Genomic DNA, 14,908 nt, shown 5'->3' with positions numbered 1-14,908 from the left:
AGTAATTGCCCCAATCTCAGTAAATAGAACTTCTACCGCAGTAACTAACGAGTAGCAAAACGATGAGTCTGAACCTGGTAAGTGAACAATTGCTAGCAGCGAATGGCCTGAAACATCAGGATCTGTTCGCTATTCTGGGCCAACTGGCCGAACGCCGTCTTGATTACGGCGATCTCTATTTTCAGTCGAGCTATCACGAATCCTGGGTTTTAGAAGACCGCATCATTAAAGATGGTTCTTACAACATCGATCAGGGCGTCGGTGTACGTGCGGTCAGCGGTGAAAAAACCGGATTTGCTTACGCGGATCAGATAAGCCTGCTGGCGCTTGAACAAAGTGCTCACGCGGCGCGTACCATTGTGCGGGACAGTGGGGACGGTAAAGTGAAAACGCTGGGTGCCGTGGAGCATCAGGCGCTTTATACCTCCGCTGATCCGCTGCAGAGCATGAGCCGTGAAGAGAAGCTGGACATTCTGCGTCGCGTGGACAAAGTGGCGCGTGAAGCCGACAAACGAGTGCAGGAAGTGACTGCCAGCCTGACCGGCGTTTATGAGCTTATTCTGGTTGCTGCGACCGACGGTACGCTGGCGGCAGATGTTCGCCCGCTGGTGCGCCTGTCTGTCAGCGTACAGGTTGAAGAGGACGGCAAACGCGAGCGCGGTGCCAGCGGCGGCGGCGGTCGTTTTGGCTATGAGTTTTTCTTAGGCTCGCTGGACGGCGAAGTGCGCGCGGATGCGTGGGCAAAAGAAGCGGTACGTATGGCGCTGGTGAATCTCTCTGCGGTTGCTGCGCCGGCGGGAACGCTGCCGGTGGTATTGGGCGCAGGCTGGCCGGGCGTGTTGTTGCACGAAGCGGTAGGGCACGGACTGGAAGGCGATTTCAACCGTCGTGGCACGTCAGTGTTCAGCGGCCATATGGGTGAACTGGTGGCTTCTGAGCTTTGTACCGTGGTTGACGACGGCACGATGGTTGACCGTCGTGGATCTGTCGCCATCGATGACGAAGGGACGCCAGGCCAGTACAACGTATTGATTGAAAACGGCATTCTGAAAGGGTACATGCAGGATAAACTGAATGCGCGTTTGATGGGCGTTGCGCCGACAGGGAACGGGCGTCGTGAGTCTTATGCGCACCTGCCAATGCCGCGTATGACCAACACCTACATGTTGCCAGGAAAATCCACACCGCAGGAAATTATCGAATCGGTTGAATTCGGGATCTACGCGCCTAACTTTGGCGGCGGCCAGGTGGACATCACTTCCGGTAAGTTTGTGTTCTCGACCTCAGAAGCCTATCTGATCGAAAACGGAAAAGTGACGAAGCCGGTCAAAGGCGCCACGCTGATTGGCTCAGGTATTGAAGCCATGCAGCAAATTTCGATGGTCGGCAATGACCTGAAACTGGATAACGGCGTTGGCGTCTGCGGTAAGGAAGGGCAAAGCCTGCCGGTTGGCGTGGGTCAGCCGACGCTGAAGGTGGATAACCTGACGGTGGGTGGCACTGCCTGATTATCAGAGGCCGGATATACCCGGTCTGTGAATTTGATTCTTGCTCCAGGCCCGATACGCGCAGCGCTATCGGGCCTTTATTACTTTTCCTTTCCTCTGCCGTACATCCCCTGAAACAGCTTCGCCACGTCGACAAAGTAGTCCGTCAGATAGTTGATTACAACCTGCACTTTTAAGGGCAGTTTGTCTTTTTCGGTGTACAACGCGTAGACCGGACGGGGATCCGACTGATAACGGGGCAGTAAGATCTCAAGCTCTCCCCGATTGATCTCGTTGATCACCCACATCAGCGGGACGTAGGCGATCCCGGCACCTACCGTCAGCCAGCGGCTGAGCGTCATAGGATCGTTGGTCACGAATCTTCCCTGAGGGATTAGCCGGGTGGAGATCCCTTCCGGGGCGATCAGCTCAAATTCGTTATCCGGTCGCACGCTGTATTCCAGCCAGGAGTGGTTGCTGAGATCGGCGGGTTTTTCCGGTACGCCAAATTGTGCGAGATAGCTTTTTGCGGCGCAGACCACCATCGGCATGGCTCCCAGACGGCGAGAAAACAGGCTCGAGTCCTGCAACGCGCCGACCCGAATCACAACGTCCAGACCGTCGGCAATCAGGTCAGGGGCTGGAATACCTGTCACCAGGTTCACCGTGAGCCCGGGGTATTCTTTCAGCATCCTGGCGGTCAGTCCGGCAAGGACATTTTGCGCCATGGTTGAAGAACAACCGATACGCAACGTACCGATAGGGGTGTTGTTAAACGCATAGAGCTGCTCATGCACATCCTGGACTTCATGCAACATTCGGCGGCAGCCCTGGTAGTAAATTTTACCGGCTTCGGTAAGGCCAATGCTGCGAGTACTGCGGTTCAGCAGCTTCACCTGCAGTTCATCTTCCAGTTTTGCCACGGTCTGGCTAATGGAGGAGACGCTCATTTGTAGCTGTCTGGCAGCGGCGGTAAAGGAGCCAAATTCGACCACTTTGGCAAACACCGACATCCGTTTTAATCGTTCCATTATTCACTCTGGCTTAAAAGTGATTTAGATCACATATTATAGATAACAGCATAACAGTTACGCTAATATATTATTATTCAAATAACAGCAGTGTCGCTCTCGCCTGGCTTTCCTTGCCCTTCTCTGCGGTGACATTGGCTAATAACGCTATCGCCTGCACTCTCTCTACAATCAAGGTCAACATGAGTCTGTTTCCCGTTATCGTGGTGTTTGGGCTGTCCTTCCCACCGATATTTTTCGAACTTCTTTTATCACTGGCGATTTTCTGGCTGGTGCGCCGGGTGCTGGTACCGACAGGTATCTATGATTTCGTATGGCATCCGGCTCTGTTTAATACCGCGCTCTATTGCTGCCTTTTTTATCTGATATCGCGCATGTTTGTTTGAGGCTGAAGTGAAAACACTAACAAGAAAAATCTCCCGTACGGCCATTACGCTGGTACTGGTCATCCTGGCTTTTATCGCCATTTTTCGTGCCTGGGTTTATTACACCGAGTCACCGTGGACGCGCGATGCGCGTTTCAGCGCGGATGTGGTGGCCATTGCGCCAGATGTGGCAGGACTTATCACCCATGTTAATGTTCGCGATAACCAACTGGTGAAAAAGGATCAGGTGCTGTTCACCATCGATCAGCCGCGCTATATAAAGGCGCTTGAAGAGGCCGAAGCCGATGTGGCGTATTACCAGGTGTTGTCGCAGGAAAAACGCCTGGAGGCCGGTCGCCGCAACCGTCTTGGCGTTCAGGCGATGTCTCGTGAAGAGATCGATCAGGCCAACAACGTTCTGCAAACCGTATTACACCAGCTCGCGAGAGCGCAGGCTACCCGTGACCTGGCGAAATTAGATCTCGAACGGACCGTGATTCGCGCACCGGCAGACGGTTGGATAACCAACCTGAACGTCTATACCGGTGAGTTTATTACCCGTGGTTCCACGGCAGTTGCTCTGGTGAAACAGAACTCTTTTTATGTCCTGGCGTATATGGAGGAAACCAAGCTGGAGGGCGTTCATCCGGGCTATCGTGCGGAAATTACGCCGCTGGGCAGTAATCGGGTATTAAAAGGAAGTGTGGACAGTGTGGCGGCGGGGGTCACGAATGCCAGCAGTACCCGCGATGCGAAGGGCATGGCGACGATTGATTCCAACCTCGAATGGGTGCGACTGGCGCAGCGTGTTCCGGTGCGGATCCGTCTTGATGACCAGCAGAACAATCTGTGGCCAGCAGGTACAACGGCGACGGTCGTGATTACCGGTCAGCAGGATCGTGATGAAAGTCAGGACTCCTTCTTTCGCAAATTAGCGCATCGTCTGCGCGAGTTTGGTTAATCATGATGGGGATGTTCACCATCGCCAGCCAACACGTTCGCTTTGCGATAAAGCTGGCGTGCGCGATTGTGCTGGCTCTGTTTGTTGGCTTTCACTTTCAGCTTGAAACGCCGCGCTGGGCGGTACTGACTGCGGCGCTTGTTGCAGCGGGTCCGGCGTTTGCTGCCGGAGGCGAACCGTATTCTGGCGCCATCCGCTATCGCGGTATGTTGCGCATCATCGGAACCTTTATCGGCTGTATCGCCGCGCTGGCGATCATCATCACCATGATTCGCGCACCGCTGCTGATGATTCTGGTGTGCTGTATCTGGGCGGGATTTTGCACCTGGATCTCTTCTCTGGTGCGCCTTGAAAACTCCTATGCATGGGGGCTTTCGGGGTATACCGCACTTATTATCGTCATCACCATTCAAACGGAACCGCTATTGACGCCGCAGTTCGCCCTTGAGCGCTGTAGCGAGATTGTGATTGGTATCGTCTGCGCCATCATCGCGGATCTGATTTTCTCTCCACGATCGGTGAAGCAAGAGGTTGATCTTGAACTGGATAACCTGCTCATCGCGCAATATCAACTGATGCAACTGTGTATTAAACACGGTGACAGTGAGGAAGTGGACCGGGCCTGGAGTGCGCTTGTGCGGCGTACTGCGGCACTGGATGGCATGCGCAGCAATCTGAACATGGAGTCCTCGCGCTGGGGGCGTGCTAACCGACGTCTGAAGGCGCTGAATACGCTCTCCCTGACGCTGATTACGCAATCCTGCGAAACCTACATGATTCAAAATACGCGTCCGGAGCTGATCACCGATACGTTTCGTGAGTTGTTTGAAACCCCTGTTGAAACTGCGCAGGATGTACATCGACAGCTCAAGCGCATGCGCCGCGTGATCGCCTGGACGGGTGAGCGGGAAACGCCTGTCACTCTGTACACCTGGGCTGGGGCAGCAACGCGGTATCTGTTATTGAAACGCGGCGTGGTGGGTAATACGAAAATCAGTGCGACTGAAGAAGAGATTTTACAGGGTGAGCCCGTGGTGAAGGTGGAGTCTGCCGAGCGTCACCATGCGATGGTCAACTTCTGGCGCACCACCTTGTCATGTGTGCTGGGGACGTTGTTCTGGCTGTGGACGGGATGGACGTCTGGTAGCGGTGCGATGGTGATGATTGCCGTCGTGACCTCACTGGCGATGCGATTGCCGAATCCGCGAATGGTTGCGATCGACTTTATCTACGGGACGCTGGCAGCGCTGCCGTTGGGGTTACTCTATTTTCTGGTGATCATCCCCAACACCCAACAAAGTATGTTGCTGCTCTGTCTTAGTCTGGCGGTACTGGGCTTCTTTCTGGGAATCGAAGTCCAGAAACGCCGCCTGGGTTCGATGGGGGCACTGGCGAGCACCATTAACATCATTGTGCTCGACAACCCCATGACCTTCCATTTCAGCCAGTTTCTGGACAGCGCATTGGGGCAGATTGTCGGCTGTATGCTGGCGTTTATCGTGATATTGCTGGTACGGGATAACTCCCGCGACAGGACCGGTCGCGTGTTGCTGAATCAGTTTGTTTCGGCGGCCGTCTCAGCCATGACCACCAATGTGGTACGGCGTAAGCAAAACCATCTTCCGGCGCTCTATCAGCAGCTGTTTTTGCTGATGAACAAATTCCCTGGGGATTTGCCCAAATTCCGTCTGGCGCTGACGATGATCATTGCGCATCAACGTCTTCGTGACGCGCCGGTCCCGGTGAATGACGATCTCTCTATTTTCCACCGTCAGCTTCGCCGCACCGCGGATCGCGTGATTTCCGCCAGTAGCGACGACAAGCGTCGGCGATACTTCGGACAACTCCTTGAGGAACTCGATATCTATCAGGAAAAACTGCGCATCTGGGAAGCGCCACCACAGGTCACGGAACCGGTAAAACGACTCTCTGGCATGTTGCATAAATATCAGCATGCCCTCACGGATAACTAAACACGGAAAAGCCGACGCCAAAAGCGTCGGTTTTTTTATGGCTATACTTAACCGATGTGCAGGAATCGTCGTGGTAGGTAGTTTGGTGGGTTGCGAAAGCGCTTACCGGAGGTGGTGGCGGGCAATGAATATCTATACCTTTGATTTTGATGAGATAGAAAACCAGAGTGATTTTTACCGTGAGTTTGCGCGGATGTTTGGTATTGCCAGAGAACAGATCAGCGATCTGGATTCTCTGTGGGAGATAGTGATAGGCGAAGTATTGCCGTTGCCGCTGGAAATAGAGTTTGTTCATCTACCTGAAAAGCAGCGCCGACGTTATGGGGCGTTGATTTTGCTGTTCGATGAAGCAGAAGAAGAGCTGGAAGGACAGTTACGTTTTAACGTTCGGCTCTAAGCCTTAGGTATAAAAAAGCCCCCGACAGGCGGGGGCAAGTCGTCGGACTAGACGACGAGGGTTTATTTGTAGAGTTCTGCCGTGGCGTGCCACTGTGACCCTTCTTTCAGTTCAATCACGCGATAGCTGCTGGCGCCTGCTTTTTCTGCTTTAGCAGCAAGCTCCTGACGCATATCCATCGGAGAACTACCAATCTGAGAAACAGAGACACTGCCCATGGATTGCAGATTTTGTGCTTCTTGCGCATTGACCTGGTGTACGGCGGCGTTTGCGCCGAAAGAGAGAACTGAAGCCAGGCCGAGTGAAGCGATAAGATATTTAGTGTTCATAGTTTACATTCCTCAATACGGTTAACTCAGCGGTTTGCAGGGCGTTCTTATGCGATATTCCCGCGAGTTATTGTTTGCATTAGCGATGACAGGCGAGCCTTATTTGTACAGTTCAGCAGTGGCGTGCCAGTGGCTACCGCTACGTGCTTCGGTGATCTGATACGCTGAGGCGCCTTGTTGTTCCGCTTTTTTGTTCAGCATTTCATGCATGTCCATCGGTGAAGAGCCGATCGCGCTGACGGAAACAGAACCGATAGCTTCGCGGTTTTGCGCCTGCTGGGCATTGATGGAATCTGCGGCAAATGCACCGAATGAGAGAACAGAGAGAATACTTAACGTTGCAACTGTAGTTTTGATTTTCATGATATTTACCTCGTCGAATTCTTTTATTGGGGTCCTTTGTTTCGTGACCCTCATCACAAAATCAAGTATACACTAGTCACGCGATTAATTAATACCTTGCTAATTGTTCAGTGGGTAATTAAGTATTAAAAAATTTAGTTTTTATAATCACATGGAATTAAAAATGCTTCTGATGGCGAGGTTTTCGATTTAAATCTAATAAATTCATAAAGATATAAAATTTAACAAAATGTGCGATATTTGGCTTTATCATTGACCGCGTGAATGTGTTTAAGCGATTAAACGCACTATTCGTTAAATCAAAAGCAGTGGAAATGCGTGCAAAGCAGGGAGAAAGACAGGATTTTCCCCGCCGTGTGTGGCGACGGGGAGAGGAGGTTACAGCTCTTGTTCGAACAGCTCGAGAATCGCTTCGTACAGATCTTTCACTGAGAAGCCATTAGCAGGGGTTGTGAAAATGGTGTCATCGCCCGCAATTGTCCCGAGGATACCTTCCGCTTTGCCCAGTGAATCCAGCAGGCGTGCGATCAGTTGCGCAGCGCCTGGGCTGGTATGGATCACTACAACGGCATCATTGAAATCGATATCTAATACCAGGTTCTTTAACGGGCTGGATGTCGTGGGGACACCCAACTCTGCCGGGAGGCAGTACACCATCTCCATTTTTGCGTTGCGGGTCCGCACGGCGCCGAACTTTGTCAGCATGCGTGAGACTTTGGACTGGTTGATGTTATCAAAGCCCTGATCCTGCAACGCGAGGACGATTTCACCCTGTGAGCTGAATTTTTCTTCTTTAAGCAGCGCTTTAAACGCCTTTACTAATTCTTCTTGTTTTGCCGAGCTTCGCATAAGTCACCCGTAATATGGCGGTAGAAACAACATTATTGTGCATACAGATGAATTTTTATGCAAACAGTCTGCCTTGTTCGAGGCTGAAATAATGTTATGAAAGAGCGGAATTTTATCAAATTTCGTTATCAAGAAACATGCCTGTGTCACGGCTCGCAAATAAGGTTAAAAGTAAATTAAATGTTATCAAATTGATGTTGTTTTGAGGGGGGAGTAGGGTATATTGTCCGCACTTGTGGAAAAGTTGCTCTACAGCTGCAGTGGCTTTGGATTACGTAAATTAAATGCATAAAAGCCAAATTCGCGTGACTCCGCATTCTTGACACGTGAGTATTGTAATCATTAATTTTGTGAATTAAGGTCGCCGCCGCGGAGCATTAAACACTTAGCTTATCAATATAATAAGGAGTTTAGGATGAAAGTTGCAGTCCTCGGCGCAGCTGGCGGTATCGGTCAGGCGCTAGCATTATTGTTAAAGAATCAACTGCCTTCAGGTTCAGAACTCTCCCTGTACGACATCGCTCCAGTGACTCCAGGTGTGGCCACTGACTTGAGCCATATCCCAACTGCTGTGAAGATCAAAGGTTTCTGTGGCGAAGACGCAACCCCGGCACTGGAAGGTGCGGATGTGGTTCTGATCTCTGCGGGTGTGGCGCGTAAACCGGGTATGGATCGTTCCGACCTGTTTAACGTTAACGCCGGTATCGTGAAAAACCTGGTCCAGCAGATTGCGAAAACCTGTCCGAAAGCGTGCGTGGGTATTATCACCAACCCGGTGAACACCACTGTCGCTATCGCTGCAGAAGTCCTGAAGAAAGCAGGTGTTTACGACAAGAACAAACTGTTTGGCGTGACCACGCTGGACATCATCCGCTCCAACACCTTTGTTGCGGAACTGAAAGGCAAGCTGCCGACTGAAGTTGAAGTTCCGGTGATTGGCGGACACTCTGGTGTGACGATTCTGCCACTGCTGTCGCAAATCCCTGGCGTTAGCTTCACCGAGGAAGAGGCCGCTGCCCTGACCAAACGTATCCAGAACGCGGGTACTGAAGTGGTTGAAGCAAAAGCCGGTGGCGGATCTGCAACCCTGTCTATGGGTCAGGCTGCCGCACGTTTTGGTCTGTCTCTGGTTCGCGCGCTGCAGGGCGAAAAAGGCGTTGTGGAATGTGCTTACGTTGAAGGCGACGGCCAGTATGCGCGTTTCTTCTCACAACCGCTGCTGCTGGGCAAAAATGGTGTGGAAGAGCGTCAGTCTATCGGCAAACTGAGTGCCTTTGAGCAGAATGCGATGGAAGGCATGCTGGATACGCTGAAGAAAGATATCACCCTGGGCGAAGAGTTCGTTAATAAGTAAGCGAACCGCCATCAGTGAAAAAAAACCGGAGCATTGCGACTCCGGTTTTTTTTGTCTCTGGCTTCGGGAAATACTCAGTTGGTTGCCGGATATTCCTGAATGGTAACCTGCAGCGTCAACTGCTTGTCATCCCGCATGACGACCACAGAGATCACCGAGCCTGGGCGAATTTCAGCGACCTGGTCCATCGTTTCCAGCGCGGAAACGGCAGGCTTATTGTTCACCGAAATGATCAAATCATTGACCTGAATGCCAGCCTGAGCCGCCGGACCATCCGGTGAGACCTCGTTGACGACGATTCCCTGAATTTGGTCTATCCCACCACCCTGGGCATGCATTGGCGCGATTTCGCGGCCGCCAATACCGATGTAGCCACGGATCACACGACCATCACGGATAAGTTTATCCATAATTTTGGTCGCCAGCTGGAACGGAATGGCGAAGCCAATGCCTTCCGGCGTTTCGCCGTCATTACTTTTATCAAAGGATAAGGTGTTAATGCCCATCAACTCACCCAGCGAGTTGATCAGCGCACCACCGGAGTTACCGTGGTTGATGGAGGCGTCCGTTTGTAGAAAATTCTGGCGCCCGGAAGGGTTCAGACCAATACGACCGGTCGCGCTGATGATCCCCTGGGTGATGGTTTGTCCGAGATTATACGGGTTGCCGATAGCCAGAACGACGTCGCCAATATGCGGCGTACGGCGCGAGTTTATCGGAATCGTCGGGAGTCCACCGGCGGCATTAATTTTTAACACGGCCAGATCGGTCAGCGTATCGGACCCCACCAGCAGCGCCTCAAACACGCGTCCATCTTGTAGGGCGACGATTATCTGATCGGCGTCGTTAATAACATGCTTGTTGGTGATGATATAACCGCGCTGATCCATGATCACACCGGAGCCCAGCGTGCGGATCTCAAGCTGATTATGCGCCGTACTGTTCATACTGCGGTTATAGACGTTAACGACGGCTGGTGCAGCACGGCGGACCGCCGAGTTGTAACTGACAGGCGTCTCATCGGTGCTGTCGAATTGCGGAGCCGTAAGGGTATTTATTTTGCGCAGCGACGGCATAGCGGCCAACAAAATGGCGCCGACAATTAAACCAATCGCGACTGAACGTAAGAGCTTCACAAACATGATGGAGGCGTCATTAAAAAAGGGAACGTCAGCAGCATACCATGAGTTTACCGGACATCACACGTGAGGCTGATGTCCGGTTCACGACGGACTTAACGTAAGAGCAAATAAATGCTCTCATTACCGCGAACGATTTGCAGAGCAATGATGGACGGTTTCGCCTCCAGCACCTTGCGCATCTCGGCGATAGAGTTCACGCGATCGCGGTTTACACTGACGATGACGTCATCTTTATGTAAACCCGCCTGAGCCGCAGGGCTGCTTTTTTCAACATTATCAATCTTGATGCCTTTGCTGCCGTCCTTCAATTGACCGTCGCTTAACGTAGCACCTTGCAGCGCCGGGGCGATCATCTCAGCACTGGCGGATGATGATGTGTTGGAGTCCAGAGTAACGTCGACCTCCAGTGGTTTACCGTCACGCAACAGACCCAGTTTCACGGTGGTGCCAGGTTCCGTTGTTGCAATACGCGAACGTAACTCTGCAAAACTGTTGAGTGGCTTGCCGTTAAGACTGGTGATGACATCGCCGGACTTCACGCCCGCTTTTGCGGAACCCGAGTTTGGCAGCACTTCACTGACAAATGCGCCGCGCTGTACGTCAAGTTTGAACGCTTTGGCGATATCGGCAGTCATTTCCGTGCCTTTAATGCCCAGCAGACCCCGCTTGATTTCACCGAACTGGATCAACTGCTGCGCCAGCGTGCGCGCCATGTTGCTCGGGATAGCAAACCCAATTCCGATACTGCCGCCGCCAGGGGCGAGGATGGCGGTGTTAATACCGATCAGCTCGCCGTTCAGGTTAAGCAGAGCCCCGCCGGAGTTACCGCGGTTAATGGACGCGTCAGTCTGAATGAAGTTTTCCAGCCCTTCCAGATTCAGCCCGCTACGCCCCAGCGCAGACACAATACCGGACGTCGCCGTTTGCCCCAGCCCAAACGGATTACCTACGGCGACGGCAAAGTCCCCTACGCGCAGCTTGTCGGAGTCAGCGATGGCAATTTGCGTCAGATTGCTGGCTTTCTGAATTTGCAGCAGAGCGATATCACTTTGATCGTCACTGCCGATCAGTTTGGCGTCGAATTCACGCCCGTCATTTAACTGGATGCTGATCTTCTGCGCCTGACTGATAACGTGATTATTGGTCAGGACATACCCTTTCGCGGCATCAATGATGACCCCAGACCCTAAACCTTCGAAAGGTTGTGACGGTTGGTCAGGCAACTCATCGCCAAAAAATTTTTTGAACTCTTCCGGGACTTTTTGCCCCTGGGCAGCCGTTCCTTCGACTCTGACGCTAACCACGGCAGGCAGTACCTTTTCCAGCATGGGGGCGAGACTTGGCAGCGCTGCCTGGCCAGGAATTTGTGCTGGTATTGACGCGAGGGCCTGAAACGGCGCTGAGAGCGTTAAACCGATACTTAACGCTAATGCACTCAACAACTGGGTTTGTTTTTTCATGGATCCTGCTCTCGTACCTTGAGTGAAAGGAAAGACGATTCAAAACAGTTTGATGTTATTGAATTTTCGACATGGCAACAATGAGACTGCTGACTAAATAATAGCTGGGACAGGAGAGAAGAGAGGGCGCAATGACTGCGCCCAATAAAATTATTTACGTTGTGTGGTTAACCGCGTTTGGCACCCGCACGTAGCAGGCCGGACGCCCCTTCGGAATAGTCACGTGGCATCTGAACCGGTGCCTGATCGTTACCGGCTTCAGACTCCGCCAGGCGATTACGGAACGGGTTAGTTTCCGCAGTCAGTTCCGGCAGCAGGCTGCTGGAGCTTTTTGCCATGTGTTGATACAGCTGGCGATAATCATGCGCCATGGTATCCAGCAGCTCAGCGCTGCGGGCAAAGTGGCTGACCAGCTCTTCACGATACTCTTCCAGCTCAGCTTTGTTCTTTTCCAGTTCGTACTGCAATGCCTGCTGTTGACGTAATTTACGATTACCAAAACGCACGGCTACGGCACCAATAATGATACCGACGACTAACCCAATTAGCGCATATTCCCAGGTCATGAACATCTCCCGTTGTCTTTTGTTTCCGTAGGGTGTTGGCTTTAGGCTCCATGCCTGCGCCTGATTATGCCACTATAACCGCTAATCCCGTAGAAGTGGAATCCCGACTTTATATCGCGTAGTGTAGAACGGCCTTTTTTTCGTCAACCGTGAACGACGGCACATCGATTCTCAAGGAATAACAATAACATCATGCAAAGCTTTTCCCCGACATCGCGTTACCTCCATGCCCTCAACGAGGGAAGCCATCAACCCGACGACGTACAAAAAGAAGCGGTTAACCGGCTGGAAACCATTTACCAGGAACTGACGAGCAACGCGTCCCCTGAGCCACAGGTCAGCGGACTGATGGCCCGTTTTGGCAAATTGTTGGGAAAACGTGAGCCAGCAGCACGTTTACCGGTGCGCGGTCTGTATATGTGGGGCGGGGTGGGACGCGGGAAAACCTGGTTGATGGATCTGTTTTATCACAGCTTGCCGGGCGAACGTAAACAGCGACTGCATTTCCACCGCTTTATGCTGCGCGTACATGAAGAACTGACTGCCCTACAGGGGAAAAGCGATCCACTGGAGATCGTTGCCGACCGTTTTAAAGCAGAGACGGATGTGCTCTGTTTCGATGAGTTTTTTGTTTCGGATATCACCGATGCGATGTTGCTTGGTGGATTAATGAAGGCGCTGTTCGCTCGCGGTATCACGCTGGTGGCGACATCCAACATTCCGCCGGACGACTTATACCGTAACGGTCTGCAACGTGCGCGTTTTCTTCCGGCCATCGACGCGATAAAACAGCACTGCGACATCATGAATGTGGACGCCGGGGTCGATTATCGCCTACGTACGCTGACTCAGGCGCATTTATGGCTCGCCCCGCTCAACGATGACACGCAACGGCAGATGGATTCGCTCTGGCTGGCGCTTGCGGGGACAAAACGTGAGCATGCGCCGACGCTGGAAATTAACCATCGTCCGCTCGCAACGCTGGGAGTAGAAAACCAAACGCTGGCAGTCTCGTTCTCCACGCTGTGCGTGGATGCCCGTAGCCAGCATGACTACATTGCGTTGTCGCGTCTTTTTCATACGGTGCTGTTATTTGATGTTCCCGTGATGACGCCGTTGATGGAAAGTGAAGCGCGTCGCTTTATTGCGCTGGTGGATGAGTTTTATGAGCGCCACGTCAAACTGGTGGTTAGCGCCGCCGTACCTTTATATGAAATCTATCGGGGCGAGCGCCTGAAGTTCGAATTTCAGCGCTGTCTGTCGCGTTTACAGGAGATGCAGAGCGAGGAGTACCTCAAGCGGGAACACCTGGCCGGTTAAACCTGTCGCAAATCACATAAAGGGGTCGACCTTTGACCCCGACTTCTCTATAATCTTGCGACCCCACGTTACAAGAGAGTTTTTTTCCCGAAACTTTCTCTGCGCCGGCATAGGCTATTCGAAGGGGTAGGTTTGCTGGACAATGTCGTGTGAACCTCAACTGACTAAACGTTTGGGTGTTCACCAACGTGTAACTTATTTATTTGGGTAAGCTTTTAATGAAAACTTTTACAGCTAAACCAGAAACCGTAAAACGCGACTGGTATGTTGTTGACGCGACCGGTAAAACTCTGGGCCGTCTGGCTACTGAACTGGCTCGTCGCCTGCGCGGTAAGCACAAAGCGGAATACACTCCGCACGTAGATACCGGTGATTACATCATCGTTCTGAACGCTGACAAAGTTGCTGTAACCGGCAACAAGCGTACTGACAAAGTGTACTATCACCACACTGGCCACATCGGCGGTATCAAACAAGCGACCTTTGAAGAGATGATTGCCCGCCGTCCTGAGCGTGTGATTGAAATCGCGGTTAAAGGCATGTTGCCAAAAGGCCCGCTGGGCCGTGCTATGTACCGTAAACTGAAAGTTTACGCGGGCAACGAGCACAACCATGCGGCACAGCAACCGCAAGTTCTTGACATCTAATCGGGATTATAGGCAATGGCTGAAAATCAATACTACGGCACTGGTCGCCGCAAAAGTTCCGCAGCTCGCGTTTTCATCAAACCGGGCAGTGGTAAAATCGTAATCAACCAACGTTCTCTGGAACAGTACTTCGGTCGTGAAACTGCCCGCATGGTAGTTCGTCAGCCGCTGGAACTGGTCGACATGGTTGAGAAACTGGATCTGTACATCACCGTTAAAGGTGGTGGTATCTCTGGTCAGGCTGGTGCGATCCGTCACGGTATCACCCGCGCTCTGATGGAGTACGACGAGTCCCTGCGTTCTGAACTGCGTAAAGCTGGCTTCGTTACTCGTGACGCTCGTCAGGTTGAACGTAAGAAAGTCGGTCTGCGTAAAGCACGTCGTCGTCCGCAGTTCTCCAAACGTTAATTGGTTTCTGCTTCGGCAGAGCACAGTTGGCGAAAAACCCGCTTCGGCGGGTTTTTTTATCGATATATCACCGTCAAACGCACCGCTATCCTCCGATTAGCGCCCTCTTTTTCCCCATTTCCAGAATCGACTCACCACAAAGGTCACAAAATCTGGTAAACTATCATCCAATTTTCTGCCCAAATATCGAGGATTGTTCATTTTTTGTTTGATTTTTGAACAGCGAATGACTTTTCCGACGATGGGAAACATAACT

At 52.0% G+C, this 14,908-nt stretch carries 16 protein-coding genes; 9 read left to right on the top strand and 7 right to left on the bottom strand.

Features of this window, described 5'->3' with window-relative positions:
• The first annotated feature begins 62 nt into the window (after window positions 1-62).
• Entirely contained in the window at window positions 63-1,508 is a 1,446-nt protein-coding gene (tldD, locus tag AC07NP_RS19930; protein ID WP_490469508.1) for a metalloprotease TldD, read from the top strand.
• An 80-nt stretch (window positions 1,509-1,588) separates the two neighbouring features.
• Here tldD and aaeR read toward each other — a convergent pair whose 3' ends face one another.
• A complete protein-coding gene (gene aaeR / locus AC07NP_RS19925) occupies window positions 1,589-2,518 on the bottom strand; it encodes an HTH-type transcriptional activator AaeR (RefSeq protein ID WP_276293717.1) in 930 nt (309 codons plus the stop codon).
• 182 nt (window positions 2,519-2,700) lie between these two features.
• Here aaeR and aaeX point away from each other — a divergent pair, with 182 nt between their 5' ends.
• From aaeX to AC07NP_RS19905, 4 genes are all read left to right on the top strand, one after another.
• A complete protein-coding gene (gene aaeX, locus AC07NP_RS19920; RefSeq protein ID WP_162379314.1) occupies window positions 2,701-2,904 on the top strand; it encodes a p-hydroxybenzoic acid efflux pump operon protein AaeX in 204 nt (67 codons plus the stop codon).
• A gap of 7 nt (window positions 2,905-2,911) precedes the next feature.
• On the top strand, window positions 2,912-3,844 hold the full coding sequence (gene aaeA, locus AC07NP_RS19915; RefSeq protein ID WP_494661512.1) for a p-hydroxybenzoic acid efflux pump subunit AaeA: 933 nt from the start codon (window positions 2,912-2,914) through the stop codon (window positions 3,842-3,844).
• Between the two features lie 5 nt (window positions 3,845-3,849).
• Window positions 3,850-5,817 carry a p-hydroxybenzoic acid efflux pump subunit AaeB gene (gene aaeB, locus AC07NP_RS19910; protein ID WP_203361196.1) on the top strand — a complete coding sequence of 656 codons (1,968 nt, stop codon included), beginning with the start codon at window positions 3,850-3,852 and terminating at the stop codon, window positions 5,815-5,817.
• A 124-nt stretch (window positions 5,818-5,941) separates the two neighbouring features.
• A complete protein-coding gene (locus tag AC07NP_RS19905; protein WP_203359808.1) occupies window positions 5,942-6,214 on the top strand; it encodes a barstar family protein in 273 nt (90 codons plus the stop codon).
• 62 nt (window positions 6,215-6,276) lie between these two features.
• Here the strand turns inward: AC07NP_RS19905 and yhcN-B are convergent, their stop codons facing one another.
• The 3 genes from yhcN-B to argR all read right to left on the bottom strand — a co-directional run bounded on the left by yhcN-B (window position 6,277) and on the right by argR (window position 7,755).
• A complete protein-coding gene (gene yhcN-B, locus AC07NP_RS19900; protein ID WP_192613661.1) occupies window positions 6,277-6,543 on the bottom strand; it encodes a DUF1471 family stress response protein YhcN-B in 267 nt (88 codons plus the stop codon).
• A 99-nt stretch (window positions 6,544-6,642) separates the two neighbouring features.
• Window positions 6,643-6,906 (bottom strand): peroxide/acid stress response protein YhcN, encoded by a 264-nt coding sequence (yhcN, locus tag AC07NP_RS19895; RefSeq protein WP_192613660.1) that lies wholly within the window; start codon window positions 6,904-6,906, stop codon window positions 6,643-6,645.
• 378 nt (window positions 6,907-7,284) lie between these two features.
• Entirely contained in the window at window positions 7,285-7,755 is a 471-nt protein-coding gene (gene argR, locus AC07NP_RS19890; RefSeq protein WP_162379319.1) for a transcriptional regulator ArgR, read from the bottom strand.
• Between the two features lie 415 nt (window positions 7,756-8,170).
• Here argR and mdh point away from each other — a divergent pair, with 415 nt between their 5' ends.
• Window positions 8,171-9,109, top strand: a complete 939-nt coding sequence (gene mdh, locus AC07NP_RS19885) for a malate dehydrogenase (RefSeq protein ID WP_192613659.1) — start codon at window positions 8,171-8,173, stop codon at window positions 9,107-9,109.
• A 74-nt stretch (window positions 9,110-9,183) separates the two neighbouring features.
• Here mdh and degS read toward each other — a convergent pair whose 3' ends face one another.
• The 3 genes from degS to zapG all read right to left on the bottom strand — a co-directional run bounded on the left by degS (window position 9,184) and on the right by zapG (window position 12,277).
• A complete protein-coding gene (gene degS, locus AC07NP_RS19880; protein ID WP_192613658.1) occupies window positions 9,184-10,251 on the bottom strand; it encodes an outer membrane-stress sensor serine endopeptidase DegS in 1,068 nt (355 codons plus the stop codon).
• 92 nt (window positions 10,252-10,343) lie between these two features.
• Window positions 10,344-11,711, bottom strand: a complete 1,368-nt coding sequence (gene degQ, locus AC07NP_RS19875; RefSeq protein WP_203359809.1) for a serine endoprotease DegQ — start codon at window positions 11,709-11,711, stop codon at window positions 10,344-10,346.
• A 167-nt stretch (window positions 11,712-11,878) separates the two neighbouring features.
• Window positions 11,879-12,277, bottom strand: a complete 399-nt coding sequence (gene zapG, locus AC07NP_RS19870; protein WP_203359810.1) for a Z-ring associated protein ZapG — start codon at window positions 12,275-12,277, stop codon at window positions 11,879-11,881.
• 192 nt (window positions 12,278-12,469) lie between these two features.
• Between zapG and zapE the strand changes: the two genes are divergently transcribed.
• The 3 genes from zapE (at window position 12,470) to rpsI (ending at window position 14,652) form a co-directional block, all read left to right on the top strand.
• Window positions 12,470-13,597, top strand: a complete 1,128-nt coding sequence (zapE, locus tag AC07NP_RS19865; protein WP_494661511.1) for a cell division protein ZapE — start codon at window positions 12,470-12,472, stop codon at window positions 13,595-13,597.
• 218 nt (window positions 13,598-13,815) lie between these two features.
• Window positions 13,816-14,244 (top strand): 50S ribosomal protein L13, encoded by a 429-nt coding sequence (gene rplM / locus AC07NP_RS19860; RefSeq protein WP_024551131.1) that lies wholly within the window; start codon window positions 13,816-13,818, stop codon window positions 14,242-14,244.
• Between the two features lie 15 nt (window positions 14,245-14,259).
• The gene (gene rpsI / locus AC07NP_RS19855) at window positions 14,260-14,652 is read left to right on the top strand and encodes a 30S ribosomal protein S9 (RefSeq protein WP_003860436.1); all 393 of its coding nucleotides are present in this window, start codon (window positions 14,260-14,262) and stop codon (window positions 14,650-14,652) included.
• The last annotated feature ends 256 nt before the right edge of the window (window positions 14,653-14,908 follow it).

Source organism: Citrobacter sp. GW821-FHT07H02, assembly GCF_059418505.1.
This window is presented reverse-complemented; position numbering and strand designations above follow the sequence as displayed.